This is a genomic window from Campylobacter concisus, from assembly GCF_050447505.1.
In the GTDB taxonomy this organism is placed as follows: Bacteria; Campylobacterota; Campylobacteria; order Campylobacterales; family Campylobacteraceae; genus Campylobacter_A; species Campylobacter_A concisus_BP.
On record NZ_JALMFZ010000001.1, the window covers coordinates 134,275 to 160,191 of the forward strand.

Genomic DNA, 25,917 nt, shown 5'->3' on the forward strand with positions numbered 1-25,917 from the left:
TGGGCGCGAAATTTAGTAGCGCCCAATCTTTAAACAAAAATTTGGCAAAGAGCGTTTATAATGCGGCAAAAATTCACTACAAAGGAAAAACGCTGATGCCTTGTCCCATGCGTAAAGCTCATTAATCTCGGCAAAAAACATATCAGCGATTTTCAAAAAACACGCAAATTTTTAAATGATTTTACATTTTTTCACATTGAGATAAATCCATTTTTGCTAGCAGGTCCGCTGCATTGTAATTGCATTTTTAACAGCAAAGCTAAACAATGCCTGAAATTTGGCAAGGATCTTTTTAGTAGGGTTTTTTATAAATTTTACTTTAGTTTAAGAAGAAGCGGGTGCCATCCACCGCATTTTGGGTGAACCAGACTTGTGCGCAGCACAACAACATTGAACGTGCTGGGGGATTGGGTTGTAGGGATAAGGTGGCGGTTTCGTAATTCTAGCCCCCTTGTACCTGCATAAAAATATTCAAGGTTGCTGTGCCTTGCACAGATTTAATTAAAAAATAGAAATTTATAAAGGATAAAAATGATAAAAAGTTATGTTTTAGGTTTTCCAAGAATCGGAGAGAAAAGAGAGTTAAAGCGCGCATTAGAGGGCTTTTGGGCTGGTAAAGAGGGCTTTAGTGAAGAGAATTTGCAAGAGACTGCAAAGACGCTTCGCCAAAGACACTGGAAATATCAACAAGACGCTGGCATTTCGGCCATTAGCGTTAATGATTTTTCATTTTACGACCTAATGCTTGATAACATCATCGCTTTTGGCGCTACACCTCCAAGATTTGCAAATTTAAGCGGCTTGGAGCAATATTTTGCTTGCTCAAGAGGCAATAAAAATGGCGTTGCGATGGAGATGACAAAGTGGTTTAACACAAACTACCACTACATCGTGCCAGAGCTTAGCAGCGAGAGTAAATTTAGCCTAAAAGCGGACAAAATTTTAAATGAGTACAAAGAGGCGAAGGCTAACGGCGTAAAAGGCAAGGTAAATTTGATCGGTCCTATCACGTTTTTGGCTCTTTCAAAGACGACTGACGGCAGCTGCCCATTTAAGCACCTTGACGCACTTGTAGGCGAGTATAAAAAGCTACTTGAGGAAATTTCTAAACTTGATGATGAAATTTTAGTGCAGTTTGACGAGCCGATCTTTGTAACTGACAAAAACGAAAGCGACCTTTTGCCACTTATAACTAAGGTTTATAACGAGCTAACAGGCGTTGCAAATAACATAAAAATCGTGTTTGCGACATATTTTGAGCATGCGATCAAGGCAGTTAGCGAAGTGGCTAAAACTAAAATTTACGGCATCGCACTTGACTTCATCCACGGCAAGAGAAATTTCGAAGCACTTGAGACTATCAAAAATAGCCATTTAACGCTATTTGCTGGCGTGATCGACGGCAGAAATATCTGGAAAAGCAACATCGATGAAAAAGTAAAACTTGTTCGTGAAATTTCAGAGAAAATAGGCGGAAAAGACCTTTATATCGGTACTTCATGCTCGCTTCTTCACGTGCCATACACGCTAAAATATGAAGAGAATTTAAACCCTGAGATCAAAAGCTGGCTAAGCTTTGCGGTTGAGAAGCTTGATGAGATCAAGATCATCACAAAACTAGCAAACGGTGAGAAGCTTGATGAGGCTGAGGCTAAAATCTATGAAGAGAATAAAAATGCTGTTAAAACTCGCGCCACTTCAAAGCTCATCCACTCTGAAAGCGTTCAAAATCGCGTTAAAAATTTAAGCAAATTTGAGCGTGACGAGAAATTTGAAGACCGCATCAAAATCCAACGTGAAACGCTAAAATACGGCATATTGCCTACAACAACGATAGGTAGCTTCCCTCAAACGGTTGATCTTCGCGTACTTCGCCAAAATTTCAAAAAAGGCGAGATCGACGCGGCCGCTTATGAAGCTGGTATCAAAAAATATATCGATCACTGCGTGAAATTCCAAGAAGATATCGGCTTAGACGTGCTAGTACATGGCGAGCCAGAGAGAAACGACATGGTCGAGTACTTTGGCGAGCAGATCAGCGGATACGCATTTAGCCAAAATGGCTGGGTACAAAGCTACGGCAGCCGCTGCGTCAAGCCACCACTCCTCTTTGGTGACGTAAGCCGCCCAGAGCCGATGACTGTTAAGTGGATGAAATACGCTCAAAGCATCACAAAACACGTAATGAAGGGCATGCTAACAGGTCCTGTGACTATGCTAAACTGGAGTTTTGTGCGTGATGATCTGCCAAGAAGCGAGGTAGCAAAACAGCTCGCACTTTGTATCTATGACGAGATCGCAGACCTTCAAAATGCGGGCATCAGAGTGATCCAAGTCGATGAGGCAGCGTTTAAAGAGGGCTATCCGCTAAGAGCTGAAAATATCCCAGCTTATGAGAAATTTGCGGTTGATTGTTTCAAGCTTTCAGTAAGCTCAGCAGAGGCAAAAACTCAGATCCACACGCATATGTGCTACTCTGAATTTAACGATATTATTAAGACCATTGAGGCTATGGACGCTGATGTTATCAGTATCGAGACTGCAAGAAGTGGCAACGAGCTACTTAAAATTTTCAAAGCCGTTGGCTACAAACAAGAGGTCGGACCTGGCGTTTACGACATCCACAGCCCACGCGTGCCAAGTGTCGAGGAGATCGTCGCTCAGATCAAAGCTCTACTTGAAGTCTTGCCAAAAGAGCAACTCTGGATCAACCCAGATTGTGGCCTAAAAACAAGAAAATGGGAAGAGGTCGAGCCAAGCCTTAAAAACATGGTAGAAGCTGTCAAGATCGTAAGAGGTCTATAAAATTTAATTAAAAAGGATTTGAAAAATGAAAAGGATTTTTCTATTTGTAATATTAGTTATCTTTGCGTCCGGATGTAGTTCTGGACGCCACTCTATACCACTCAACAAAGGTGCGTACAAGCAAACAAATATCTATAGTATCAGCGAGACTTTAAATTTGGAAGCTGCCAAAAAAGAGCTAGCGGGCTTTGAAAATGTGAGGCTTGAGTTTGGCTCAAACGACCAAAATAAAAGCGTCATCAAGGCAAATGTAAAGGTTCAAAGATTTATCACTGATAGCGGAGATATAAAGGGGTATTGCCAAGAGGCTTTTGTCGCTGTTATAAAAAGATATATGATAGCTGCTAAAAAGCAAAATGCCGACGTGGCAAATATCGTGAGCTTTTGGCGAGCCGACGCGAAATATCTAAAAGACGAGTTTGTCTGCATGTCGTCAAGAAATTCTGTTGGTGTGGTGATGAGGGCTGATCTAGTTCAAAAGTGAGAAAATGCTAAAAGAAAAAATTTTAAACAAAGAAAAAGGGCTCGTGCTCTATGGCCTCACGCCGCCAAAGGCTGAATTTGACGAGGCAAAGCTGCGTGAGATATCAGAGCGCTGGAGCGGGCGGATAAATGATATCAAGGCTGATGGGCTCGTGCTTTACGAGGTGCAAGATGAGAGCGAGCGAAATGATAGCGAGAGGACATTTGAGTTTAGTGGGACGCTAAGCCCAGAAATTTACTACAAAAAGTACCTAGACGTCGCTACTCCTAGCATATTTTATCGCGTGGCTAGCGGATACGGCGAGGATGAATTTCGCGCAGCACTTAAGGCTCAAAGCTCAAATTTAAACGTGCTAGTGGGGGCAACTTCAAGCACGCAAAAAGTGAGGCTAAATTTAGCTCGCGCCTATGAGATCGCTAGCGAATTTAAAGAGTTAGCAGTGGGCGGCGTTTGTATCGCAGAGCGTCACGGCAAAAAGGGTGATGAGCCACAAAGGATGCGTGAAAAGATCGCAGCTGGAGCTAAATTTTTCATATCGCAAGCGATATTTGACGCACAGCTAGCGCGTAAATTTTTAGAGGATTGTGCGGCTGCAAAGATAAGCGAGCCGATATTTCTTACATTTAGCACAGCGGGTAATGCAAAAACGCTTGAATTTATCAAATGGCTCGGAGTGAGCGTGCCAAGCTTGGTTGAGAAGAGGCTAAATTTAAGCTCTGACTACCTAGCCAGTAGCTGCGAGATCATCAAAGAAATTTGGTGCGAGCTAAAGAAATTTGGCGATGAAAATGGGCTAAATTTAAGCATAAATATAGAAAGCGTCATGGCAAAACGCGCCGAGATCGAAGCGAGCCTTGAACTAACAAAAAGCATAAGAGAGTTGGTGTAACGCCAGCTCTTGCTATAAATTTATACAAATTCTTTTTTGATAGCGCAATGGCACCACAAATCCACAAAGAATAGTCGTTATCATTAGCGATTACAAGCTGTTTTAAATGTCGGTTAGCTACTGCTTGGCGATTTTCAAAAAGTTGCTATAGCAAAAAAGATGTTGCTTTATGTAAGAAATTTGACGAGATATACGAATACGGCAAACTGCTAAGAGAAAAAAGGCGCTGCTTTGGCAAGGTAAATTTATCAAAGGTGCTGTGAAAATCTTTGAAGTCAAAATAGCCAAACAAGGCAAGAGTTTTTACAAATTTAAGCAAATTTGATCCAAAAGTATAGAAATTTAGCCCTCAAATAAGATCTAAATTTTAACTAAACCCCCTCACTCCACCTTATATCCAGTGCCTCTCACGGTTTTTAGGCAAATAGTTGGCATCTTAGCTCTTATCTCACGTACGAGTGATCTTATACAGTCTTGTGATAAGGTTTCGTTTTTATATAGGTGGTGATCTATCTCGTCGTAGGTGACGACGTGGGGCGAGTTTTTGCATAAAATTTCAAGCAGCTGGCTCTCTTTTTTGCCAAGGTAGATGACCTCGTCATCCTTTCTTATACACTGGGAGTCTTTGTCAAAGACTAGGCCATTTTTTAGCTCAAATTTAGAGCCTAAAAGCACCTTGCAAAGCCTAAAAACGTGAAATAAAAACTCTTCAGGACCAAAATGGCTTAATGATAAAATCATTAACCCTAGCGTAGTAAATCCTCTTAAAAACGCTAGGGACGCTAACGTCTAGCAAAAGCATAATGGGAGTGATGTTTTGGCTATCTCTTATAAATTTAACCAGATCAAGGTTTAAATTTCTAGCCTTTACGTCAAAAACATACAGATCATATCTGTTGCCGCGCTCAAAGTCCTTGATGACTTCGCTGGCGCTTTTTAGCTGCATCATCCTAAACCCAAAGCGGTAAAGCGATGCATTTAGGATGACATTTTGCTCAAAGTCGCTTGAGAGCAGCAAGATCTTCTTCATCAGCCAGCTAAACCACCAGCTGGTTTTTTGGCGTCTTTTTCAGCTTTTTGCTTTAAAAATTCCTCTTCGTCTTTTGTAGGTTTGTACTCATCCTTGAAGAATTTTTGCTTAGTTTCGATCCTCTTTTCAAGCATCTTCTTATCATAAATTTTATATGACGGCTTCCAGTACTCAAGATAGTTTCTAAAGTCAGCGCCGTGACCTGCGTCATAGTGGCAGCTTACACATTTTAGCTCTTTATCGCTGCCAAGAAGCTTTTTGTAGTGAGCGTGCATCTTTTGAGCTTGCGCTGAAGTGTTGTTGCTATCTATCACGTTTGTGTGGCAGCTTGTGCAGCCGTTGTCAAAGACGAAATGCTCGCGGTTTTTGAGGTTTTTGTGCCAATCAATAGCATTAGGATCGCCAAAGAAATGCACCCAGCCCTCTAAAATGCCGTTTTTCGCCTTTGTTAGGGCGTATTTTGCGATGTTGTCATGCGGTATGTGACAATCCACACATCTTGCTTTGATACCAGTTTTGCCATTGCCGCTGTGGATGTCGTCATTGTAGGCGATGACCATAGGATCCATCTCATGGCAAACGATGCAGAATTTATCCCCACTCGTCTCATCAAGCGCGTAATGAACTGGCAAAACGACTAAAAATCCAACAATTCCGCTTATGAAGATTATAAGCGCTAGTAATTTTTTTGAAATTTTCATGGTGTTACTCCATTCATCCATTGTGGCACCTCGTGTTCATGGCACTCAGAGCACATGTTTGTAGATGGTTTGTGCTCGTTGTGGCACTCGTCGCAGTACAAAGTCGGACCATCGTGAACAGAGTTGTGAGGATTTGCCTTTAGAGTATCCATAAATTTTAGCCTTTGAGCTAAGAGCTTTTTACTCTTATGACAGGATAGGCAGCCAGCGTCGCCGATCGCTTTAAATTTGCTAGGATCATCGCCTTGGTTTTGGTGACAATCAACGCAGTCAAAGCTTAGATGTTCGTGATGAGATTTGATCTTATACTTAGCTCTTAGCTCATCAGAGACTGCTACTTTTGTGACGTTTAGATCGCCCTTTGGCATATCAGCACCAAAGAGATGAAGCGAAAATAAACAGGCAAAAATAGCGATGAATTTAAGCTTATTCATACCCTTTTCCTTTCTATTAAGATTTTATAAACATCAAATTTCAACGGAAAACTAATATTTTTGCTTAAACTTATTTTTATTAAATTATAGTCCTTGCTTGATTAAATCTGCATTAATAATATTTTAGAGTATTAAAATATAGGCTAGTTTTATGAAGTTGAATTTTAAAGAAAATGGCAATTAAGCTAAATAAAAAGGAAAATAAAATATAATCCCAAATCTTTGGTCCCGTAGCTCAGTTGGTAGAGCACTACCTTGACATGGTAGTGGTCGATGGTTCGAGTCCATTCGGGGCCACCATTTTTATATCAAATTCTCCAAAAACACAAAAATCCAAAAAATAAAATTTAAAAATATTTTTTGTAACTCTGTCATTTTTAAATTTTGTGCAAAACTCCTAAAATATGGCAAATTTTTACTAAATTTAACTCAAAAATTTACAACTTCATATTTCTAAAATGTCACAACTGTACCAAAGTACAATAGTAAAGAACTAAAATATTTACTTATAATTCCAGCATAAAATCCAAAAACATAAAAAGGAAATGTTATGAGTAAAGTTAAAGGACTAATCAAATCAATAATCGGCACGGATGCCATCGTCGCAGTTGATGCTAATGGAAATCAAAGAACTCTAAAAGCAGGCGACGTGATCTATGACAATGAGGTCATAAAAGAGCAAGACGGCGTAAAGGTTGAGGTGCAAGCTGCACAAACTCAAAATGAAAATGCTAGCGATGAGACTGGCAAAGAGATAGCATCGCTACAAGAGCAATTATTAAATGGTAAAAATATCTCTGATCTTGAAGAGACTGCAGCTGGAGGCACTCAATCAGCAGGCGGAGTAAGCTCGAATGGCGTGAGCCTTGGCGCTGCTGGCTTTGCAAATGGCGGTCACTACTCAAACGTAAATGCAAATTTTGGCGATCTAAGCTCTCAAGCAAATGCTAGCGCAGAGGCTTTTACAAATGTAGGCGGTAGCGCAAGCGAGGAGGGCTTTAGTCTTGATACACTTGCAGCTGCGATAGATAATGCATATAACAATATATTGTCGCAGCCACTAGAAGTATCTGTCACAGCAGTGGATGATAACGTAGTTACTGGTAATACAGATCAGGCAGTAAGCAGCAACCTTGACATCGAGGGCAATATCTTAGAGCATGAAAATTCACAAAGAACAGGTCTGCATATCACAAATGATAACACTCCAACTTTAGTTGGCAAGGCTACTTCAAACGCTACTATAAGTATATTTGATGGCGAAGGTGAAAATGCACCACTACTTGGCACGACAACTGCTGATAATGATGGCAACTGGTCATATACTCCAACTTCGCCTTTAGCTGATGGAGACCATAAATTTACAATTGAAGCTAGCAAAGTAGTTGCAAATGGCGAAGAGCTAAAAGCTACAAGCACGCAAGAGATAACTGTTGATACAGACAATAACACCTTGTCTATCACAAAAATATCTACTGATGACTTTTCCGATCTGTCACACTATAACACAATGTATGATAGCAATAAACAATATGACTTTTCACCGACTATCGAGGGCAAGGCAGAGGCGTTTGCTGATATAAATTTAGTCATCACAAAAGCTGAAGTTGTTTACAATGATGGCTTAGGTAACTCTTGGGTAGAGAAAGGCAACGAAGCTCATGTGGTTGAGAAACTAAGCGCTAAGGCTGATGCTGATGGTAACTGGAAAGTCGAGAGTAGTGTGTTGGATACTCTTGACACTAATGAATACACAGTTCAAGCTTCATCAGTAGATGAGGCTGGCAACAAATACTCTGAGCCACAAGCAACGACATTTTATATGCCACTTGAGCCTATAACTGTTGCTCCAACTGACCATCTATAATCATAAATTTAATGTGGAGAAATCTCTCCACGCACTTTTAAATTTACTTCAAATACTCTTTTACGTCGTACTCTTTGCCAGCGTCGTGATCTTTTAAAAGTTTAGCCACAACTGGGCTTAGAAGGATAATGGCGATTAAATTTGGCACGACCATAAGACCGTTAAACATATCAGCTAAACTCCAGACAAAATCGACCTTTTGCAAGCTGCCTAAAAAGACAAAAACAACAACTAAAATTTTAAAAATTTTAACCGCTTTTGCGCCAAAAAGGTAGCGCACATTGATCTCAGCAAAGTAATACCAGCCAATGATCGTCGTAAATGCGAAGAAAAATAGGCAGATCGCCACAAAGCTATAGCCGCCAGTTTTGCCAAATATATGTGACGAAAACGCCTCTTGCACCAAGGTGATGCCAGTAAAGACTGCCTTGCCGTTTTCAAAGCTGATGACATTTGCGGTTAGCACCACAAAAACGGTTATATTTAGGATGACAAAGGTGTCTATAAAGACGCTCATTATGCCAAGGACGGCTTGATCGACTGGGTGTTTGACATTTGCAGCAGCGTGTGCGTGCGGAGTCGAGCCCATGCCAGCTTCGTTGCTAAAAAGTCCCCTTGCGATGCCGTATCTCATAGCAGCTGCGATGCTAGCTCCAGTTGCCCCGCCCCAAGCAGCCGAAGGATCAAATGCGGCTTTAAATATTAGCGAGATCGCCTCTGGGATTTGGTGAAAATTTAAAGCGATGATAGCTACGCCAACAACGATGTAAAGTAGCGCCATTAGCGGCACGATCTTTTCAGCGACCCTTGCGATCGCCTTTACGCCACCTATGAAAATTAACGCGCAAATGAGAGCCAAAAACGCCCCTGTTAGCCACTGCGGTATGCCAAAAGCGCCGCTAAAGCCGTCTGAGATCGAGTTTGCCTGAACCATGTTGCCTATAAAGCCAAGTGCGATGATGATAGCGATAGCGAAAAATCCAGCTAGAAATTTCGCCCATTTGCCCCTTAAACCACGGCTTATATAAAATGCTGGACCGCCTATCGTGTGGCCGCTGTCGTCTTTTGTGCGGTAAATTTGAGCGAGGCAAATTTCAGCGAAATTTGTAGCCATGCCCAAAAAGGCCGCGCACCACATCCAAAAAATGGCTCCAGGACCGCCCATGATAAGCGCTGTGGTCGCACCCACGAGGTTACCCGTGCCAACTTGCGCCGCGATCGCGGTTGCTACTGCTTGAAACGAGCTCATACCAGCCTTGCCAGCAGCCTCGCCGTGAAGTGAGAAATTTCCAAAAAGTTCGCCTAAACCCATTTTAAATTTAAAAATCTGAACAAAGCCAAGTCTAATGGTGAAAAATAGTCCAGTGCCGCAAAGTAGGGCGATGAGGAAGTATGGACCCCAAAGAAATGAATTTATACTTTCAACGCAGTTATTTAAAATTTCAGCAAAATTTGTAGGCATTTTTTAACTTTCGTGATTGATTTGGATTTGAGAAGTATATTTGAATAAATATAAAATTTAAATTAATAGCTAAAAAATCATACCCAAACTAAATTTTTACAAAAGCGCCCTGTAAAACCATGCTTGAGTAGTAGTAAAAGCTGTAAAATAGCCTATCGTCATAGCTTAGCTCGTCTTGATCCACGATATCAAGATACTTTGACTCTAGCATTTGCTCCATCTTTACAAGCGGCTTTGCATGATCCATCTGTTCTATTTTTTCGCAAATTTCAAGCATAAATTTAAAAAAGAGTTCAAGCTTACGCGAGATAAATTTAGCCGCCTCACTTTTTTCACTTAGCGCACTTTTATAAATTCGCACCAAAAAAACGAGCGCAAATGGCGTTGCGTGCCAAAATGTCTCTTGATATTCACACTCACCAAAGATTTCATCAAGCAGCTCGCTAAGCTCTTTTTCATCAAATTTAGACTTTTTCACAGCCTTTGTAAGTGTGTTTAAAATTTGTGCAAAAAGCTCCGCCATGCCGTAACTACAGCTTAGTCTATCCCATGGCACGTCTTTTATCTTTAAATTTGCGATATATGTTAAATTTTGCTCGTTCATGCGCGTACCTTTTTAAATTTAAAAGAGTAAAGCCTAAATTTAGCCCTTTGATCTTATCTTTTCTAACCACTCATTTAGCGTTTTTTCAAAGCCTATGCCCTTGCTTTTGTAAAAAACGAGCGGTTTTTCTAGGTATTTTTGCTCGACCCAGCCGCCAAAATCATGCGGATAAAGGTAGTCTTTGCTCTCTTTTGTGTGATTTTTTAGATATGGCGGAATTTTTAAAATTTCTTCGCTTTGCACGTATCTTATGGCGGCATTTATCGCGTTGTAGCTGGAGTTTGACTTTGGCGAGCTAGCTAGATAGACGGCGCACTGAGCCAGTATGATCCTAGCCTCTGGGAAGCCTATCTCTTTTACAACGCTTAGCGTGCTTGCGGCTAAATTTAGCGCATTTGGGTTTGCGTTGCCGATGTCTTCGCTGGCAAATATCGCCATCCTTCTAGCGATGAAGTCCGCACTCTCGCCAGAGTCTATGAGCCTTGCAAGGTAGTAGATGACGGCGTTTTCGTCGCTTCCACGCAGACTTTTTATAAAAGCACTTGCTAGCTCGTAGTGCGTATCATCCTCTTTTGCCCCCTCTTTTAGGGCATTTTGGCGAAGTGTTTTTAAATTTTCTAGGCTCACATTTTCATCAAGCGTGATGGCAAATTCGAGTAAATTTAGCATAGCTCTTGCGTCGCCGCCGCTACTTTTAAAGAGATACTCCTTCGCCTCCTCATCAATACTAAATGAAATTTGCTCTCTTATCTTGCCAAGAAGCTCCTCGAAATCGCCACTGCTAAGCGGTCTAAACTCAAAGAGCATCGAGCGGCTCCTGATGCCTGAGCTTAGCGTGAAAAAGGGATTTTCCGTGCTAGCGCCGATGACTAGGGCTTTGTAGTTTTCCATGGGGATGAGTAGTGCTTCTTGCTGGGTTTTGCTAAGCCTGTGGATCTCGTCTATGAAAAAGAGTGGCTTGTTTAGGGCGTTTTCGTAGTTTTTTAAAATTTTGCGAAAGTCATCTATCTTTAAATTTCCGCCGTCAAACTCGTAAAAGTCGTAGTTTGCCCCGCTTGCGACTGCCCTTGCAAAGCTCGTCTTGCCACAGCCTGCTGGACCATAAAATATGGAGTGCGGTATCTTGCTTGTGGCTATAAATTTTAAAAATGCCGCTTTAACCGCCTTTTGACCGCAAATTTCATCCAAATTTTTTGGTCTAAACATCAGTGCAAGTGAGCTCAAATTTACCCCTTTACCGCTTTTGGCAAAATTTTAGCCTTTGCGCTAAGGCTCTCTATCTTTAGCTCGTAAATTTTCATATTTTTTAGCCCATATTCCGCAGCCACGTCAAAGGTGCTCATCGCGTAGGCGGTGTATTTAAGGCTTAGAATTTTTAAAATTTCATATCTTTTGGCATCATCTGTCACTTCGTAGGCTATTGTTTTTGCGATGGCGCTTTTATACTCAGTCGTAAAGACCTTGCCGCCAAGCGCCTTGCCATCGTCTTTTATCATTTCTAGCTCGCTATCATTTAGATGTGGGACCTTGTTGAAGCTTACGCAGACAAACTCCACTTTTCGCCCATTTTGAAGCAGTTTTGCCTTACAACCAGCGATCGCTCCGTGGATAAAAATGCTCTCACCAACTCTAACAGGCGAGATCGGCACGCTAAAAATTTCTCCCTCATCATCTACGCATGAGATCACCGCGTATTCGCAATCATCGATAATCTCAAGCGCCTCGTCTTGGCTAAGCTCTCTATCTTTTCGCCTCATTTTTCATCCTTTTTTTGCAAAATATTTTAAAATTTAAGTGCTTAAAGGCTAGTATAACGCAAAAATTTCAAGGAAAAATATGAAAAAATTTGCCATTTTTGCCCTTTTGCTGGGCGTAAATTTATTTGGTGCAAATGAAGTTTGCAAGGAGTATGTAAAGCAAAGCAGGCTCTATCTTGATGAGCTTTACGCAAAAGAGAGCAAGAAGCTTGCAGGTGATGAGAAGGCGCTAAGGCTTTTTGAGCTTAAATTTGACGAGTTTAAGCAAAGGCAAATCGGCCAAGAGGCGATGATAATGCAAAATAACGATGAGAAATTTTGCAAAAGCGAGCTTAAAAAGGTAAATAAGCTTCTTAGTGAGCTTAAAAAATAGCTCAAATTTTAGCGTTTAAGTCCCACTCGATGGGCATTTTGCCGTGGTTTGCTAGGTAGATATTTGCCTTTGAAAAGTGCCTGCAGCCAAAAAACGCCCCACGAGCTAGCGGACTTGGGTGCGCTGCTTCTAAGATGAGGTGCTTGCTGGCGTCTATTAGCGGTGCTTTTGCCTTGGCTGGGTTGCCCCAGAGCATAAAAACTACGTTTTGTAAATTTTGGCTAATCTTTCTTATGACGGCGTCTGTAAAGCCCTGCCAGCCAAAGCTAGCGTGAGAATTTGCAAGCCCAGCACTAACGCTAAGGGTAGAGTTTAGAAGCAGCACGCCTTGCTTTGCCCACTTTGTAAGATCGCCGCTATTTGGCTCTTTTATGCCAAGATCGGCGTAAATTTCTTTGTAAATATTCACAAGGCTTGGCGGTACTCTCACGCCACTTGGCACTGAAAAGCTTAGTCCCATGGCTTGATTTGCGCCGTGATATGGGTCTTGACCAAGGATAACTACCTTGACATCGTGAAATGGCGTTAAGTTAAATGCGTTAAATATAAGTCCGCTTGGTGGATAGACGACGCCAGCGCTCTTTGCTTTTAAGAAATTCTCTTTGATGCGTGCGAAATTTTCACTCAAAAACTCATCTTTTAGCACCTCTTTCCAGCTTGGCTCGATCTTTACGTCATCTAAATTTATCTGCATTTTCCTGCCCTTTTTTGGTTTTTAGCGCTATAATTTTAACTAAATTTATCCAAAGGAAAGAGCTGTGTCTGAGCAAATTTTTAATAAAATCCACGATCTACTTAGCAAAAATGGGGCTAAATTTAGAGTGATAGAGCATGAGAGTGCTAGGACTTCAGAGGAGGTCGCTAAGATAAGGGGCACGAAGATGAGTCAGGGCGCAAAGGCGCTGGTGTGCTCTATAAAGGGCGTAGATGAGGAGAAATTTAGGCAAATTTTTAAAGATGAAAATGTGCTAGATGGCTACTTGCTAGATGATGAAAAGCCAGCGATGAAGGCTGGTAAAATTTACTTGCTAGCGGTTTTGCCAGCGGACGAGCAGGCTGATCTTAACGCGCTTGCACAAAAATTTGATGGTAAAAGAGCGAGCCTTGCTAGTCCAGAGGAGGTTACGGCCTTGGCTGATTGCGTATTTGGCTCGGTTCCGCCATTTAGTTTTCATAAAAATTTGCACCTTGTTGTGGACGAGAGTTTGCTAGAGCAAAACGAGGAGATCGCCTTTAATGCAGGGCTTCTTGATAGATCAGTCGTTTTAAACGCAAAAGACTACGTTAGGATAGTAAAGCCGGTGTTTGTTAAATTTGCAAAAGAAAAGTGCTAGGCTAACCACTTCCTAGCACTAAATTTGTCGGGAGAAAAATGAATTTAAGTAATGCAAAGACGAGAAATTGCTAAATTCATTTCAAGAGCAAATATTATCAAGGATAATCTTAAAATATAATAAATTATATTGATAAAATATGCATATTTTAGGGATATTTATCTTTATATATAAAAAAATATATTTTAAAAAGCAAAAATTTTGGCTCAAATTTTACTAAATTTAAAAAGAATTTATAAAAATTTGCTTAGCAATTATTAAGTTTAGCTTAAAGCCCATTTCGATAAAATCCTTAATCGTTCTTTTATCGTAAAAAAGACAATTTGATATAAGGAAAAACAATGAGCGATATCATCGCATACAAACTAAATGGCGAAATAGTCGATACTCAAAGTATCGCAGGGCGTGAGAGTAGTGCTGAGCCTATCTATTTTGACAACTCAAAAGAGGCACTACACGTTATCAGACACTCCTGTGCACACCTCATGGCACAAGCTATCAAATCACTCTATCCAAAGGCGAAATTCTTTGTCGGACCAAACGTAGAAGATGGATTTTATTATGATTTTAGAGTTGATGATGAGGGCACGAAGCTAGGCGAGAGCGATCTAGCAGCGATCGAAGATAAGATGAAAGAGCTTGCTGAGAAGAAATTTGACATCGTTAAAACCTGCTCAACTAAAGCTAATATGAGTGAGAAATTTAAAAACGACGACCTAAAACAAGAGGTCTTAAAAAGAATTCCAGATGGCGAAGTGAGTAGCTACGCACAAGGCGATTTTGAAGACCTTTGCCGCGGACCACACGTGCCAAATACTAAATTTTTAAAATTCTTCAAGCTTACACGCGTGGCTGGCGCATATCTTGGCGGCGATGAGAGCCGTGAGATGCTAACTAGAATTTACGGCACAGCTTACGCAGACAAAGAGAGCCTAAAAGAGCACATCCGCATCATCGAAGAGGCTAAAAAGCGCGATCACAGAAAGCTTGGCGTCGAGATGAAGCTATTTACATTTGATGAAGAAGTGGGCGGCGGTTTGCCTATCTGGCTACCAAATGGCGGACGCTTAAGATCAAAACTAGAGCAACTTCTATACAAAGCTCACCGCGACCGCGGCTACGAGCCAGTGCGAGGTCCTGAGCTTTTAAAGGCTGACGTGTGGAGAAGAAGCGGCCATTACGCAAACTATAAAGAAAATATGTACTTTACAACGATCGATGAGACAGAGTATGGCATCAAACCGATGAACTGCGTTGGTCACATCAAAGTCTATCAAAGTGACATCCGCTCTTACCGCGACTTGCCGCTTAAATTTTTCGAGTATGGCGTCGTACATCGCCATGAGAAAAGCGGCGTGCTTCACGGACTTTTCAGAGTTCGCGAATTTGCACAAGATGACTCACATATCTTTTGTATGCCAAGCCAGATCAAAGAAAATATCTTAGAAATTTTAAAATTTGCTGGCACGATAATGGAAAATTTTGGTTTCCACTACGAGATGGAGATTTCAACCAAGCCAGCCAAAGCTATCGGTGGCGATGAAATTTGGGAAACTGCTACAAAAGCGCTAAAAGAAGCTCTTGATGAAAACGGCTTTAAATACGGCATCGACGAGGGTGGCGGCGCATTTTATGGACCGAAGATTGACATTAAGATAACTGACGCGCTTAAGAGAAAATGGCAGTGCGGCACGATACAAGTCGATTTTAACCTGCCAGAGCGCTTTGATCTAGGCTACATCGATGCAAACAACGAAAGACAGCGCCCAGTAATGCTTCACAGAGCCTTGCTTGGCAGTTTTGAGAGATTTATAGGAATTTTACTTGAGCACACTGCTGGCGAGCTACCATTTTTCATAGCTCCTACGCAAGTCGTCATCGTGCCTATTAGCGACGCGCATTTAGACTACGCAAAAGAAATTTCACGCGAGCTAAGAAAGATCAACGTCGATAGCGAGATCGCAAGTAAAAATGAGAGTTTAAATAAGAGAATAAGAACGGCAGAAAAACAAAGGGTGCCTATGATAGTCGTGCTAGGAGACAACGAAGTAGCGAACAAAAGCGTTGCGTTGCGCGACAGACAGGCTAGGACGCAGAGCGATATGAGCTTGGCGGAATTTATAAATTTAACGAAGGAGAAACTTAGTGAGGTACATTTTTGAGTAAGGAAAATGAAGTATTGCTCAATGAGGACATAAGGGCGAGAGAGGTAAGATGTGTAGGGGATGATGGCACGGCATACGGTGTCATCTCAAGAGATGAGGCTTTGGAGATCTCAAACAAGCTTGGGCTTGATCTAGTGCTTATAGCGCCAGATGCGAAGCCGCCAGTTTGCAAGATAATGGACTATGGTAAATTCCGCTATCAGCAAGAGAAAAAGCAAAAAGAGGCCAAGAAAAAGCAAAAAACCATCGAGATAAAAGAGATAAAACTCTCTGTCAAGATCGCCCAAAACGATATAAACTACAAGGTTAAACACGCAAGCGAGTTTTTGCAAGATGGCAAACACGTTAAATTTCGTGTATTTTTAAAGGGTCGCGAGATGAGCACCCCAGAGGCTGGCGTAGCCATGCTTGAGAAGGTCTGGGAGATGATCAAAGATGAGGCCGACCGCGACAAAGAGCCTATAATAGAAGGTCGTTATGTAAATATGCTTGTAACTCCAAAAAAGGGTTAAATTCTCACAAAGAGCAGGCTAGGGCTTGCTCTTTTTCATTAAATTTTTAATACAAAAACTCACAAATAACTATTTTTCAAAAATCCTATCATTTTATATCTGCTAAATTTACGCAAGGGTGTTTGCGTGGCTGATGTGGCTTGCGAGTTTGTAAATTTGAGTGTTTGCATGGGTGTTTTAAACCAAATTTTGTCTAATTGCAGGCTAAATTTGGTAAGAAACTTGATTGTTTGTAGATTAAATTTATCAAATTTTAATCTTTGCTTAGCAGAATTTAATCATTTTGCTATCGCTAGCGTGGATTGTTTTACTGAAATTTGAGTAGGCAAAAGCTCGCCTGATAGAGTAAATTTGATAATCATCTTGCGATTTGTGAATTTATGGTGCTTTTGTGAGTGTCATGAGCTAAATTTCATCTAATAGGTTGCTAAACTTGACGAGAGAAATATAGCTTTAATAAGTGCCCTTTGCAAATCTTTTGGCCGCTTTTATTTTATTTGCAGCTAAATTTGGCAAGAAATTTCTTTGTTTATAGCTTAAATTTATAAAATTTTAATTTTTGCTTGCTGGAATTTGTTCGATTTTTTATCGCTTTAAAATTCTTTTTATAAAGGTATTGACTATTTTTGTTTATGCAGTAGCAAAATTTAATAAGAGAAATTTAGGAGTTGTTCGGCTGATGGTAGGACTTCATTATTTAGTCTTTCTATGCCGAAGTTGCAAGCGCTATTAAAAATCCTTAAAGTCGCTAGAAATGCATCTGCTACAAAGCTTCTTATCGCCAAGTAGCCACGCATAGAACGCACCACTCGTGCGATCAAGCAAAATATCACCCATGGCAAAAACTTTCAATTTTACTGGATGAGCCTTGCCACACCACTATTTGCCGCCATATCGGCTCTTTTGACAAAAATTTATACCAAAAACTCTAAAAAATGTGATCTGCTAGCCACCCTAATGAAATTTACCCAAGCTTCAAATCCACATCTGCCACGCCAGTAAAAATTTGTTAAAACGAACGCCGCATAAAATACTTCAAACTAGCGTAAATTTGATAGCTTGCTAGTAAAATTTGCTATATAAAAGGCAAATTCTATTTTGGCTAAAAATCATAGCCTGCCTCGTATCGATTTACGCCCAAATTTAACTTGGACGTAAATTTACAGAGCCAAATTGGCCTACACATATCCTTGATCTATCATCGCATCAGCCACTTTTCTAAAGCCAGCGATATTTGAGCCAAGCACTAGGTTACCCTCATCGCCAAACTCTTTGCTTGTTTCGTAGCTTAGTTCAAAGATGTGGTTCATGATGCCATGAAGTCTGCGATCGACCTCCTCAAAGCTCCACGAAGTCATGCCAGCATTTTGCATCATCTCAAGTCCGCTTGTGCCCACGCCGCCAGCGTTTGCTGCTTTTGCTGGAGCAAAGTGAAAGTCTTTTTGCGCAAGCATGAAATTTATCGCATCAAGCGTGCTTGGCATGTTTGCGCCCTCAGCCACGAAGCGGCAGCCATTTGCGTAAAGCACTTTTATGTCAGCTAGGTGAAGCTCGTTTTGTGTCGCACACGGGAAGGCTCCGTCGCATGGCACGTCCCAGACGCCGTTTCTGCCCTCTTTGTATTCGCTCACGCTTACATATTTTGCGTTTGGTCTAAATTTGGTGTATTCGCTAAGGCGAGTGCGTCTCACTTCTTTTAGCTCTTTAAGCACCGCTAGATCGATGCCCTCAGCGTCATAGACATATCCGTTTGAGTCAGAGACGGTGATAGGCAGTGCGCCTGCTTGATAGAGCTTTTCGACTGTGTAGATGGCGACATTTCCGCTACCGCTGACGCTGCATTTTTTGCCCTCTAGATCAAGTCCAGCTTTTTTTAGCATGTTTTGAGTGAAATATACTAGTCCGTATCCAGTAGCCTCTGTGCGCGCTAGGCTGCCGCCCCAGTTTAGCCCCTTGCCAGTTAGGATGCCATCAAACCTGCCAGTTAGCTTTTTATACTGGCCAAACATATAGCCGATCTCTCTAGCGCCCACGCCGATGTCACCTGCTGGCACATCTACGGTGTTGCCGATGTGGCGGTAAAGCTCACTCATAAATGCCTGACAAAAGCGCATTATCTCGCCCTCGCTCTTGCCCTTTGGATCAAAGGTGCTGCCGCCTTTTGCGCCACCGATATTTACGCCAGTGAGCGAGTTTTTGAAAATTTGCTCAAATCCAAGAAATTTTAGCACGCCAAGATCGACGCTTGGGTGGAGTCTTAGACCGCCTTTGTATGGGCCAACGGCTGAGTTAAACTGCACGCGGTAGCCGTTATTTACCTTCGGTCTGCCATCGTCGCCTGTGTATGTCACGCGAAAGATCACCGTGCGCTCAGGGATGACGATGCGCTCTAGGATCGCGTGTTTTTGGTACTTGCTCTCTCTTTTGATAAGCGGCTCTAGGCTGTTTAAAACCTCAGTCGCAGCTTGGACAAAGACGCCTTGACCTGGGTTGGTCTTCTTTATCCACTCCATCGTTTGTTCGATGTACTCGCTCATTTTTGCTCCTTTTTCCTTTTTTTGTAGTTAAATATTAACTCGGCTAGAAAAAATTTTTATTTAAAGATATTTTAATATTTTTATTTTGGGCAATGAGTGTTACATATCGAAACTAAATTTATAAAAAGTGGTTTTTGCATCATTTGTTGGGATAAATTTATAAAAGAGGATTTGGTTAGAGTGAGCCTAAATTTACTAAATTTGCGCCATCTCTTGCCAAAAAGGTAGTGCCGCGTCGTCTACTTGGACAAAATTTAGGATTTGCTCGGATGATGGCATGGTTTTGCCATTTAGTCTTGCTATATAGGTGCTGGCAAGCGCTATGAAAAATTTTTCAAAGTCACTCGCAACGCGCCTACTGCAAAGCTCCTCATCTCCAAGTAACCACGCATAGACCGCACCACTCGCGCAATCAAGCAAAAATATCCAAGGATCACCCACGGCAAAAACTATCAAATTTGCTGGCCTCTCCTCGCCACTCCACCATTTTCCACCAAACTCATCTACGCTGTTTAGGCGCACTAGCTCGCTTGTGTAGTCACCTCTAGAGCCAAAGCTGATATTGCAAATTTCAAAGTTACCAAGGTCAAATTTGCTTAAAAGCTCTGTAAATTTAGCTGGGAAATTTACGACAAGGCTCTTTTGCGCTTGCATAAACGCCGAAGCGTCCTTTTGCGGCAAAAGTCTCATACCAGTCATACCCTCTTGCTCTAGCGGCAAGAAAATTTGATCTAGCTTCCCAGCGATCTCATCTAATTTTAAAAACATATCGCTCCTTAAATTTGATAAATTTTGGCAAATTTTATCAAATTTAACCCAGTGTGCTTTTAAATTTGGGTTATAATCGCCATAAATTTAAGGAGCTAGCGTGGTTAGATCATATCCTCTTGATATGCCTGGCGTGGAGTTTCGCGGGCACGGTGTAACTGGCATTTATGAGATGGGTGAGCGCATTGCATTTGTGCATTTTGCTTTTGGGGTGCCTAGTGAGCTAGAGATAGCTCAAAAACTAACGCCAAACTACGTGCTACTAGATACATTTTCACGCGACTTTAGCGAGCATAAAAGATCAATGCTTACCTATAAGCAAAGCGAAATTTTCATAGCCAGCGACGCACTTTGCTACCCAGAAAATGGCTACTTCGTGCTAAATACTAGATACTACAAGGGCTACATAAACTCCCCAGCAAAGCTCATAAAGATAGATAACGGGCAGATGAGCGAGCTCGGCGTTGCTAAGGAGCCTATAAAAGAGATATATAACGACGCTAAAACGTATGAATTTGATGGTTTTTACGTGCGAATGAGCTCGCCATTTATGATGGAGTGTAAAGAAATTTTGGGCGGTGCAGCGCTTAATTGCGAAGCAAAAGATGAAAATTTAAACGCTAATTTGCCGCCCAAAGAGCAGGGCGCAAGGATAGGCAAGACCATCTGGCGTCTAAAGCTTGGCGCATATCTCTACACGCCAGTTTGCCTGCGTGAGGGAGTGCTTTACTTTGGCACCGCTGGCAAGGGCGGAGATCTATACGCCGTGGATGCAAAAAGTGGCGAGGTGGTGTTTAAGTTTAAAACCAGTGGCACGGAGCATTTTGTTTGGGTCGATGGTCAAATTTTACTCGCAAACAGCAAAAATAAGCCAGTTTTGATAAGCGCCAAAGATGGCTTGCTATTAAAAGAGATAGAGTTTGAGAAATTTAGCCTTAGCGCAGATCAGATCATGCTAGTAAGCGGTGGCAGGCTCTATGCTGTGGCAAATGACGGAGCTAAAATTTACGCAGTTTGCACGGAAATTTAGCCTTGGCGAAATTTATCGCCAAAGCCGCAATAAGATAAATTTATCTCTTCTTTTTATATCTTTTTATCGCCTCTACGATGACCTCTTCTAGGTCGTCATTTGGCTCTTTGTTCATATCGTCGTAGGTGTTTTCAAGGATAGTTTTTAAGTTTTTCTCAACGTAGCTAGTATCGAAAAATCCCCTTCTAAATTCCTTACTCTTGCTGATCGTTAGCAAAAATGGAATGATCGTTCGCACGCCCTCGATGGTAAATTCTTCAAGTGCTCTTTCAAGCTTATTTACCGCGAGGTCGTAGTCGGTGGCTTTTACGATCAGCTTTGCGATTAGTGAGTCATAAAATGGCGGTATGGTGTAGTCTTTATAGACGTGGCTATCGACACGCACAGATGGGCCAAGAGCTGGATAGTAGCCCTCGATCGTGCCTGGTGCTGGGATGAAATTCTCCCAGACATTCTCAGCCGTGATCCTTGCTTCTATCGCGTAGCCGCGTGGTTTGATGTCGCTTTGCTCGATCTCTAAAATTTCACCAGCTGCGATCCTTATCTGCCTAACGACTAGGTCATGGCCTGTGATCTCTTCGGTGATGCCGTGCTCCACCTGGATACGAGTATTCATCTCCATGAAGTAAAAGTTGTTGTAGTCATCTAGCAAAAACTCGATCGTTCCTACGTTTGAGTAGCCCACAGCCTTTGCAGCGGCCACTGCGGTCACGCCCATGATCTTTCTTAAATTTTCACTGATCGAAGGACAAGGTGCGATCTCGATGATCTTTTGGTGGCGCCTTTGGATAGAGCAGTCACGCTCGCAAAGGTGGATGATGTTGCCATAGTTGTCGCCTAAAATTTGAAACTCGATGTGGCGAGGGTTTACGACTAGTTTTTCCATGAAAACTTCATCGTTGTTAAAGTATGCCTTTGCCTCTCTGGTGCACGACTCAAAGGCGTTTTGCATATCTTCTTCTTGCCAAACCTCTCTAATGCCACGGCCGCCTCCGCCGCCGCTTGCTTTTAAGATGACTGGGTAGCCTATGCGTCTGGCGTGCTCTTTTATGGCGTCCATGCTCTCGTCGTTTAGCTTCTCTGTGCCTGGTACTATTGGTATGCCGTTTTTCTTCATAAGATATCTTGCGACGTTTTTATCGCCCATTTTCTTGATCACTTCGGCTTTTGGACCGATGAATATAAGCCCAGCGTCCTCGACTGCCTTTGCAAATTCGTAGTTTTCACTTAAAAAGCCGTATCCTGGGTGTATCGCGTCGGCCCCGCACTCTTTGGCGAGCTTTACGATCGCTTTGGCGTCAAGATAGCCCTTTATTGGGTCGTCGCCCACTTGATAGGCCTCGTCAGCGATCCTGACGTGCAAGCACTCGCTGTCTGGCGCTGTATAAATTCCCACACTTTGGATGTATAAATCCCTACAAGCTCTGACTATCCTAACTGCGATCTCGCCACGGTTTGCGATAAGAATTTTACGTATCATAGGCTATCCTTTTTTAGGTTTTTCTTATCATATAACTATTCGATTTATTTTTAGATAAATTTATTAAGAGTATTTTTAAAATTTGAGTGCAAAGGCTAAATTTACACTCAAATTTAGTCATCTTTGGATGATCTGTGGAAAAGGCGTGGCTAGGGCTTTTTTGCTAAAATCAGCCGCTTCGATGGTGAAATTTGTAGCAAATTTTTGTATGCCCTCTTTTTTATACGCACGCCTTTGGATGGTGAAAAGGACTAAATTTCCGCCTTGTTTGGTGTAGCGGTATATCGAGTGCTCGGCTGTTGGAGTGCCATTTAAATTTGAAAATATCGTGATATCAAGATAAATTTCATTTGCCAGCGAGCCCTTTTTATAGGCCACTTTTAGCCCTTTTGCTTTTAGCTCTTTTAGATCATTTATCTTTTGCTCGACCGCTTGCTCTGGTGTAGCGTCAAATTTAAGGGTATTTAGCGAGAGCATGTAGCTAAAACTATCTATCTTCTCACCAGGGAGCAAGTACTCCTGCGTGAATAAATTTGGCACAGGCTTGGCTGAGCCTGCTAGCGAGTAGAGTCTGTTGTCAAATTTTATCTGCATCGGTTCAAAATACTGAGTAGCTGCGAGCAAGAGCGCTGGCAAAGCGATAAATGCTAAAAATTTCTTCATCAAATTCCTTTAAAATGGATTTACTATCATTACCCAGATGATGATGAGCATCGCGATAGTTGGCACTTCGTTGTAAGCTCTAAAGAAGATGCCACTTTTGTTACAGCGTTTCTCTTTGAGCTGCTTCATGTAGCGTCCAAGGTCTAGGTGATAGATAGCCATCAAGATGACAACTAAAATTTTGACATGGATGTGACCAGTTTTTATAAGATCAGGCATCGCGATAAGTATCAAAATGCCAGTGACAAATGAGCCTATGAGTGCGACCCAGCCGATGTAGTGATACATCTTATACTCCATCACTTCGACCACTTTTACAAAGTCAGGTTTGTCCATGTTTTCTACGTGATAAACGTAGAGCCTTGGCTGATAAAACAGCACTGCCATCCACGAGATGAAAAACAAATAGTGGAGGTATTTTAAGTAAAGATAATATTCTGCCATAACGTCTCCTTATCTAAAAAGTATCTCTTTTCTAGCTTCAAATTCAGCCTTGCTGATCGCACCACTCTCAAAAAGCTCGTAAAGCCTTTTTAAGTCGTCCTCTTTATCTTTTAGTTTTACTCTCTCTTTTAGCTCGGCCTTTTGTAAATTTTTCTCGACATAAGCGCCAACCAAAAATGCATCGATGATCCACCAAATGCCCCAAATAGCCAAAAATAAGTAACCAATGAGGATGATTTGCAAAGAGTAACCGATAAAAAATAGTCCCATCATCAAAAAGCCAGTGATAAATTTACCAAGGTAAATTCTATGCGCTCCAAGCCAGCCAGTAAGTAGCCAAAGCGCGTATGCGACGTAGATATTATTTCCCACTCTCTCTCCTTTTTCTAAAACTTTGCCAAAGTATCATCACGACGCAAAGATCGATCATCACATCAGCAAAGTTAAAGACTGCAAAGTTAAACCACTTGTGCCAAAAGACATAATCCACGACGCCGCCATGGATAAATCTATCTGTGATGTTTGAGCTGCCAGCTCCTAACAAAGCTCCAAGCCAAATGGCATGCGAGCAAAGCAGTTTTTTTTCAACGACTAGATAGACAAAAACGCCTAAAATGAGAGCTATCTGGATAAATTTAAGCCACTCATCTAAAAAGGCAAACATCGAAAATGCAACGCCCTTATTATATGTAAGAACTAGCGAGAAAAACTCGCCCTCCCACGAAAAACCATCTATAAATATCATTTTTATCGCTTGATCAACGATAAAAATGAGAAAAAACGCGATGAAAAATTTAACTAAGCTTTTACGCATTTAGGGCTTTTACAAAAAATTTCTCAACTTCATCCATGCGTTTTTCAACTAAAGTTTGATTTTTACCTTCAAGCAAAAGTCTGATCAAATTTTCAGTGCCAGAGTATCTAAAGAGCGATCTTATGCCCTCTTTTGCAAGGCTAGCCTCAAGCTCTTTTAGTCCCTCTATCTTATCAAGCGGCTTTTTCTCTGTGATCTTTAAATTTAGCAAAATTTGCGGATACGGCTTTAGCTCGCCAAAAATTTCACTAGCTTTTTTGCCTTTTTTAAGCATCATCGCAACAACTTGCATCGAAGTAACAAGGCCGTCGCCAGTCTTAGCGTAGTCGTTAAATATGACGTGGCCGCTTTGCTCGCCGCCAAAATTTATGCCATTTTCTTTCATCATCTCAAGCACGTATTTATCGCCTACGTTTGAGCGAAGTAGCTTGATCTTATGAGCTTTTAGATAGTCATCAAGCGCGGCATTACTCATAACCGTAGCCACGATAGCTCCACCTTTTAGCGCCTTTTGCTCGTGTAAAAATGCAGCTAGTGAGCCAAGTATCGCGTCGCCATGCACAACTTCGCCGTTTTCATCGACAACGACAAGCCTGTCAGCATCGCCGTCAAATGCAAAGCCGATGTCAGCACGAAGCCTTTTTACCTCGCTTGCTAGATCTTCTGGGTGAAGTGCGCCGCAGTTTTGGTTGATGTTGCTACCATTTGGCTCGTCATTTATGACGATGACATCAGCTCCAAGCTCGCTAAATACAGTTGGCGCAACCTTGTAAGCAGCTCCGTTTGCCACGTCCAAAACTACTCGTAAATTCTTTAAATTTAGCTCTTTTGGGAATGAATTTTTGATCTGGACGATATATCTGCCGATAACATCGTCGATCCTCTTGTTTGCACCGATCTCTGTCATCGTTTTTTGAGCGTTTGCGATGAGCTCATCGTCGTAGAAGATTTTTTCTATCTCGGCCTCTATCGTCTCATCAAGCTTGTTGCCAAAGCTATCAAAAAATTTGATGCCGTTATCGTAGTATGGGTTGTGTGAGGCGCTTATCATTATGCCAGCGTCACAGCGCATATTTTCTGTTAAAAATGCGATCGCAGGCGTTGGCATAGGGCCTATTTGAAGGACGTTGTAACCAACTGCAGTTAGTCCTGCAACGATGGCAGTTTCGATCATATAGCCACTTTTTCTAGTATCTTTTCCAACTAAAATCACATTTGTCGCTGAGGTCTTTCTAAAGTAAATTCCAGCAGCCATTGCAAGGCGCATAGATGTTTGAGCTGAAAGCTTTTCGCCAGCCTTACCACGAACTCCGTCTGTTCCAAAAAGTTTCATAAATTTATCCTTTTTATTATAAAATGGTGCTATTTTATCAGAAATTATCAAATTTAAAATCTAAAATTTTATTTGTTTTAAAGCTGACTTAAATTCAGTTACAATTAAATATATTTTTCATATAATCACGGACTAAAATTATCAAAAAAGGTATATTATGGCAAACCATAAATCTGCTGAAAAAAGAGCTAGACAAACTATAAAAAGAACAGAAAGAAACAGATTTTACCGCACTAGACTTAAAAATATCACAAAAGCAGTGCGTGTAGCTGTAGAAGCTAAAGATCTAAATGCTGCAAATGAAGCTTTAAAAGTTGCTAACAAAAGCATCCACAGCTTCGTAAGTAGAGGCTTTTTGAAGAAACAAACTGCTGCTCGTCGCGTTAGTCGCCTTGCTCAATTAGTAAATACTCTAAAAGCTGCTTAATCTA

Annotated in this window: 30 protein-coding genes and 1 tRNA gene; 12 read left to right on the forward strand and 19 right to left on the reverse strand. The window is 41.5% G+C overall.

All coding sequences use genetic code 11. The features are described from left to right. Nucleotides 1–531: 531 nt before the first annotated feature. From metE to MTT09_RS00605, 3 genes are read left to right on the forward strand one after another with little or no spacing between them, the layout of a single operon-like run. Nucleotides 532–2,805 (forward strand): 5-methyltetrahydropteroyltriglutamate--homocysteine S-methyltransferase, encoded by a 2,274-nt coding sequence (gene metE, locus MTT09_RS00595; protein ID WP_429801938.1) that lies wholly within the window; start codon nt 532–534, stop codon nt 2,803–2,805. A 25-nt stretch (nt 2,806–2,830) separates the two neighbouring features. Further along, complete coding sequence (locus tag MTT09_RS00600) at nt 2,831–3,289, forward strand: hypothetical protein (RefSeq protein ID WP_107943892.1); 459 nt, start codon at nt 2,831–2,833, stop codon at nt 3,287–3,289. A 4-nt stretch (nt 3,290–3,293) separates the two neighbouring features. Continuing rightward, nucleotides 3,294–4,178 (forward strand): methylenetetrahydrofolate reductase, encoded by an 885-nt coding sequence (locus MTT09_RS00605; protein ID WP_429801939.1) that lies wholly within the window; start codon nt 3,294–3,296, stop codon nt 4,176–4,178. 145 nt (nt 4,179–4,323) lie between these two features. Here MTT09_RS00605 and MTT09_RS00610 read toward each other — a convergent pair whose 3' ends face one another. The 5 genes from MTT09_RS00610 to MTT09_RS00630 form a co-directional block, all read right to left on the reverse strand. Next, nucleotides 4,324–4,497 (reverse strand): hypothetical protein, encoded by a 174-nt coding sequence (locus MTT09_RS00610; RefSeq protein ID WP_180995816.1) that lies wholly within the window; start codon nt 4,495–4,497, stop codon nt 4,324–4,326. 62 nt (nt 4,498–4,559) lie between these two features. Next, a complete protein-coding gene (locus MTT09_RS00615) occupies nt 4,560–4,919 on the reverse strand; it encodes a winged helix-turn-helix domain-containing protein (RefSeq protein ID WP_429801940.1) in 360 nt (119 codons plus the stop codon). Next, entirely contained in the window at nt 4,888–5,208 is a 321-nt protein-coding gene (locus tag MTT09_RS00620) for a hypothetical protein (protein WP_429801941.1), read from the reverse strand. Before MTT09_RS00620 ends, MTT09_RS00615 begins: the two co-directional genes overlap by 32 nt. After that, complete coding sequence (locus tag MTT09_RS00625) at nt 5,208–5,909, reverse strand: cytochrome c3 family protein (protein WP_429803689.1); 702 nt, start codon at nt 5,907–5,909, stop codon at nt 5,208–5,210. Before MTT09_RS00625 ends, MTT09_RS00620 begins: the two co-directional genes overlap by 1 nt. Then, entirely contained in the window at nt 5,906–6,343 is a 438-nt protein-coding gene (locus tag MTT09_RS00630; RefSeq protein WP_429801942.1) for a cytochrome c3 family protein, read from the reverse strand. The genes MTT09_RS00625 and MTT09_RS00630 overlap by 4 nt, the downstream gene beginning before the upstream one ends. A 224-nt stretch (nt 6,344–6,567) precedes the next feature. Between MTT09_RS00630 and MTT09_RS00635 the strand changes: the two genes are divergently transcribed. Further along, nucleotides 6,568–6,643, forward strand: a tRNA-Val gene (locus MTT09_RS00635). 250 nt (nt 6,644–6,893) lie between these two features. After that, nucleotides 6,894–8,210 carry an Ig-like domain-containing protein gene (locus MTT09_RS00640; protein ID WP_429801943.1) on the forward strand — a complete coding sequence of 439 codons (1,317 nt, stop codon included), beginning with the start codon at nt 6,894–6,896 and terminating at the stop codon, nt 8,208–8,210. Between the two features lie 43 nt (nt 8,211–8,253). Here the strand turns inward: MTT09_RS00640 and MTT09_RS00645 are convergent, their stop codons facing one another. From MTT09_RS00645 to MTT09_RS00660, 4 genes are all read right to left on the reverse strand, one after another. Continuing rightward, on the reverse strand, nt 8,254–9,672 hold the full coding sequence (locus MTT09_RS00645; RefSeq protein ID WP_429801944.1) for an alanine/glycine:cation symporter family protein: 1,419 nt from the start codon (nt 9,670–9,672) through the stop codon (nt 8,254–8,256). 88 nt (nt 9,673–9,760) lie between these two features. Further along, nucleotides 9,761–10,276: a hypothetical protein gene (locus MTT09_RS00650; RefSeq protein ID WP_429801945.1), complete on the reverse strand. Its 516-nt coding sequence runs from the start codon at nt 10,274–10,276 to the stop codon at nt 9,761–9,763. A gap of 39 nt (nt 10,277–10,315) precedes the next feature. Continuing rightward, nucleotides 10,316–11,482, reverse strand: a complete 1,167-nt coding sequence (locus MTT09_RS00655; protein WP_429803690.1) for a replication-associated recombination protein A — start codon at nt 11,480–11,482, stop codon at nt 10,316–10,318. Nucleotides 11,483–11,502: 20 nt separating this feature from the next. Beyond that, complete coding sequence (locus tag MTT09_RS00660; RefSeq protein ID WP_429801946.1) at nt 11,503–12,033, reverse strand: pyridoxamine 5'-phosphate oxidase family protein; 531 nt, start codon at nt 12,031–12,033, stop codon at nt 11,503–11,505. 79 nt (nt 12,034–12,112) lie between these two features. Between MTT09_RS00660 and MTT09_RS00665 the strand changes: the two genes are divergently transcribed. Beyond that, a complete protein-coding gene (locus MTT09_RS00665) occupies nt 12,113–12,406 on the forward strand; it encodes a hypothetical protein (RefSeq protein WP_429801947.1) in 294 nt (97 codons plus the stop codon). A 1-nt stretch (nt 12,407) separates the two neighbouring features. On the opposite strand, the gene ung is transcribed toward MTT09_RS00665, so the two are convergent. Beyond that, on the reverse strand, nt 12,408–13,100 hold the full coding sequence (gene ung / locus MTT09_RS00670) for a uracil-DNA glycosylase (RefSeq protein ID WP_429801948.1): 693 nt from the start codon (nt 13,098–13,100) through the stop codon (nt 12,408–12,410). Between the two features lie 64 nt (nt 13,101–13,164). Between ung and MTT09_RS00675 the strand changes: the two genes are divergently transcribed. The 3 genes from MTT09_RS00675 to infC all read left to right on the forward strand — a co-directional run bounded on the left by MTT09_RS00675 (nt 13,165) and on the right by infC (nt 16,417). Then, the gene (locus MTT09_RS00675) at nt 13,165–13,740 is read left to right on the forward strand and encodes a YbaK/EbsC family protein (RefSeq protein WP_429801949.1); all 576 of its coding nucleotides are present in this window, start codon (nt 13,165–13,167) and stop codon (nt 13,738–13,740) included. Between the two features lie 341 nt (nt 13,741–14,081). Then, on the forward strand, nt 14,082–15,902 hold the full coding sequence (gene thrS / locus MTT09_RS00680) for a threonine--tRNA ligase (RefSeq protein ID WP_103581238.1): 1,821 nt from the start codon (nt 14,082–14,084) through the stop codon (nt 15,900–15,902). Then, complete coding sequence (infC, locus tag MTT09_RS00685) at nt 15,899–16,417, forward strand: translation initiation factor IF-3 (RefSeq protein ID WP_009295104.1); 519 nt, start codon at nt 15,899–15,901, stop codon at nt 16,415–16,417. Before thrS ends, infC begins: the two co-directional genes overlap by 4 nt. A 647-nt stretch (nt 16,418–17,064) precedes the next feature. Here the strand turns inward: infC and MTT09_RS00690 are convergent. Then, the gene (locus tag MTT09_RS00690) at nt 17,065–17,214 is read right to left on the reverse strand and encodes a hypothetical protein (protein ID WP_429801950.1); all 150 of its coding nucleotides are present in this window, start codon (nt 17,212–17,214) and stop codon (nt 17,065–17,067) included. Nucleotides 17,215–17,278: 64 nt separating this feature from the next. On the opposite strand from MTT09_RS00690, the gene MTT09_RS00695 reads away from it, so the two are divergent. Beyond that, on the forward strand, nt 17,279–17,419 hold the full coding sequence (locus MTT09_RS00695) for a hypothetical protein (protein WP_429801951.1): 141 nt from the start codon (nt 17,279–17,281) through the stop codon (nt 17,417–17,419). 176 nt (nt 17,420–17,595) lie between these two features. Here the strand turns inward: MTT09_RS00695 and gdhA are convergent, their stop codons facing one another. Both gdhA and MTT09_RS00705 read right to left on the reverse strand, forming a co-directional pair. After that, complete coding sequence (gdhA, locus tag MTT09_RS00700; RefSeq protein ID WP_149722429.1) at nt 17,596–18,954, reverse strand: NADP-specific glutamate dehydrogenase; 1,359 nt, start codon at nt 18,952–18,954, stop codon at nt 17,596–17,598. Between the two features lie 195 nt (nt 18,955–19,149). Then, nucleotides 19,150–19,722 carry an SMI1/KNR4 family protein gene (locus tag MTT09_RS00705; protein WP_103645889.1) on the reverse strand — a complete coding sequence of 191 codons (573 nt, stop codon included), beginning with the start codon at nt 19,720–19,722 and terminating at the stop codon, nt 19,150–19,152. A gap of 100 nt (nt 19,723–19,822) precedes the next feature. Here MTT09_RS00705 and MTT09_RS00710 point away from each other — a divergent pair, with 100 nt between their 5' ends. Then, nucleotides 19,823–20,752 (forward strand): PQQ-binding-like beta-propeller repeat protein, encoded by a 930-nt coding sequence (locus MTT09_RS00710; protein ID WP_429801952.1) that lies wholly within the window; start codon nt 19,823–19,825, stop codon nt 20,750–20,752. 40 nt (nt 20,753–20,792) lie between these two features. Here the strand turns inward: MTT09_RS00710 and MTT09_RS00715 are convergent, their stop codons facing one another. The 6 genes from MTT09_RS00715 to glmM form a co-directional block, all read right to left on the reverse strand. After that, nucleotides 20,793–22,232 (reverse strand): acetyl-CoA carboxylase subunit A, encoded by a 1,440-nt coding sequence (locus MTT09_RS00715; protein WP_149706495.1) that lies wholly within the window; start codon nt 22,230–22,232, stop codon nt 20,793–20,795. A 117-nt stretch (nt 22,233–22,349) separates the two neighbouring features. Next, nucleotides 22,350–22,895, reverse strand: a complete 546-nt coding sequence (locus tag MTT09_RS00720) for a hypothetical protein (RefSeq protein WP_429801954.1) — start codon at nt 22,893–22,895, stop codon at nt 22,350–22,352. A 9-nt stretch (nt 22,896–22,904) separates the two neighbouring features. Continuing rightward, nucleotides 22,905–23,339 (reverse strand): CopD family protein, encoded by a 435-nt coding sequence (locus MTT09_RS00725; RefSeq protein ID WP_004317437.1) that lies wholly within the window; start codon nt 23,337–23,339, stop codon nt 22,905–22,907. A gap of 9 nt (nt 23,340–23,348) precedes the next feature. Further along, nucleotides 23,349–23,711 carry an NINE protein gene (locus tag MTT09_RS00730; protein WP_103615258.1) on the reverse strand — a complete coding sequence of 121 codons (363 nt, stop codon included), beginning with the start codon at nt 23,709–23,711 and terminating at the stop codon, nt 23,349–23,351. Further along, the gene (gene lspA / locus MTT09_RS00735) at nt 23,701–24,153 is read right to left on the reverse strand and encodes a signal peptidase II (RefSeq protein WP_021086998.1); all 453 of its coding nucleotides are present in this window, start codon (nt 24,151–24,153) and stop codon (nt 23,701–23,703) included. Before lspA ends, MTT09_RS00730 begins: the two co-directional genes overlap by 11 nt. Continuing rightward, complete coding sequence (glmM, locus tag MTT09_RS00740; protein ID WP_021086624.1) at nt 24,146–25,486, reverse strand: phosphoglucosamine mutase; 1,341 nt, start codon at nt 25,484–25,486, stop codon at nt 24,146–24,148. The genes lspA and glmM overlap by 8 nt, the downstream gene beginning before the upstream one ends. Before the next feature lie 157 nt (nt 25,487–25,643). Between glmM and rpsT the strand changes: the two genes are divergently transcribed. Next, complete coding sequence (gene rpsT / locus MTT09_RS00745; protein WP_004317319.1) at nt 25,644–25,913, forward strand: 30S ribosomal protein S20; 270 nt, start codon at nt 25,644–25,646, stop codon at nt 25,911–25,913. Nucleotides 25,914–25,917 lie beyond the last annotated feature (4 nt).

Bases quoted from the DNA above. Each gene is read 5' to 3' on its own strand.
- metE (WP_429801938.1), top strand. From the start codon at position 532: ATGATAAAAAGTTATGTTTTAGGTTTTCCAAGAATCGGAGAGAAAAGA.
- MTT09_RS00600 (WP_107943892.1), top strand. From the start codon at position 2,831: ATGAAAAGGATTTTTCTATTTGTAATATTAGTTATCTTTGCGTCCGGA.
- MTT09_RS00605 (WP_429801939.1), top strand. From the start codon at position 3,294: ATGCTAAAAGAAAAAATTTTAAACAAAGAAAAAGGGCTCGTGCTCTAT.
- MTT09_RS00615 (WP_429801940.1), bottom strand. From the start codon at position 4,919: ATGATTTTATCATTAAGCCATTTTGGTCCTGAAGAGTTTTTATTTCAC.
- MTT09_RS00620 (WP_429801941.1), bottom strand. From the start codon at position 5,208: ATGAAGAAGATCTTGCTGCTCTCAAGCGACTTTGAGCAAAATGTCATC.
- MTT09_RS00625 (WP_429803689.1), bottom strand. From the start codon at position 5,909: ATGAAAATTTCAAAAAAATTACTAGCGCTTATAATCTTCATAAGCGGA.
- MTT09_RS00630 (WP_429801942.1), bottom strand. From the start codon at position 6,343: ATGAATAAGCTTAAATTCATCGCTATTTTTGCCTGTTTATTTTCGCTT.
- MTT09_RS00640 (WP_429801943.1), top strand. From the start codon at position 6,894: ATGAGTAAAGTTAAAGGACTAATCAAATCAATAATCGGCACGGATGCC.
- MTT09_RS00645 (WP_429801944.1), bottom strand. From the start codon at position 9,672: ATGCCTACAAATTTTGCTGAAATTTTAAATAACTGCGTTGAAAGTATA.
- MTT09_RS00650 (WP_429801945.1), bottom strand. From the start codon at position 10,276: ATGAACGAGCAAAATTTAACATATATCGCAAATTTAAAGATAAAAGAC.
- MTT09_RS00655 (WP_429803690.1), bottom strand. From the start codon at position 11,482: ATGTTTAGACCAAAAAATTTGGATGAAATTTGCGGTCAAAAGGCGGTT.
- MTT09_RS00660 (WP_429801946.1), bottom strand. From the start codon at position 12,033: ATGAGGCGAAAAGATAGAGAGCTTAGCCAAGACGAGGCGCTTGAGATT.
- MTT09_RS00665 (WP_429801947.1), top strand. From the start codon at position 12,113: ATGAAAAAATTTGCCATTTTTGCCCTTTTGCTGGGCGTAAATTTATTT.
- ung (WP_429801948.1), bottom strand. From the start codon at position 13,100: ATGCAGATAAATTTAGATGACGTAAAGATCGAGCCAAGCTGGAAAGAG.
- thrS (WP_103581238.1), top strand. From the start codon at position 14,082: ATGAGCGATATCATCGCATACAAACTAAATGGCGAAATAGTCGATACT.
- MTT09_RS00690 (WP_429801950.1), bottom strand. From the start codon at position 17,214: ATGCGTGGCTACTTGGCGATAAGAAGCTTTGTAGCAGATGCATTTCTA.
- MTT09_RS00695 (WP_429801951.1), top strand. From the start codon at position 17,279: ATGAGCCTTGCCACACCACTATTTGCCGCCATATCGGCTCTTTTGACA.
- gdhA (WP_149722429.1), bottom strand. From the start codon at position 18,954: ATGAGCGAGTACATCGAACAAACGATGGAGTGGATAAAGAAGACCAAC.
- MTT09_RS00705 (WP_103645889.1), bottom strand. From the start codon at position 19,722: ATGTTTTTAAAATTAGATGAGATCGCTGGGAAGCTAGATCAAATTTTC.
- MTT09_RS00715 (WP_149706495.1), bottom strand. From the start codon at position 22,232: ATGATACGTAAAATTCTTATCGCAAACCGTGGCGAGATCGCAGTTAGG.
- MTT09_RS00720 (WP_429801954.1), bottom strand. From the start codon at position 22,895: ATGAAGAAATTTTTAGCATTTATCGCTTTGCCAGCGCTCTTGCTCGCA.
- MTT09_RS00725 (WP_004317437.1), bottom strand. From the start codon at position 23,339: ATGGCAGAATATTATCTTTACTTAAAATACCTCCACTATTTGTTTTTC.
- lspA (WP_021086998.1), bottom strand. From the start codon at position 24,153: ATGCGTAAAAGCTTAGTTAAATTTTTCATCGCGTTTTTTCTCATTTTT.
- glmM (WP_021086624.1), bottom strand. From the start codon at position 25,486: ATGAAACTTTTTGGAACAGACGGAGTTCGTGGTAAGGCTGGCGAAAAG.
- rpsT (WP_004317319.1), top strand. From the start codon at position 25,644: ATGGCAAACCATAAATCTGCTGAAAAAAGAGCTAGACAAACTATAAAA.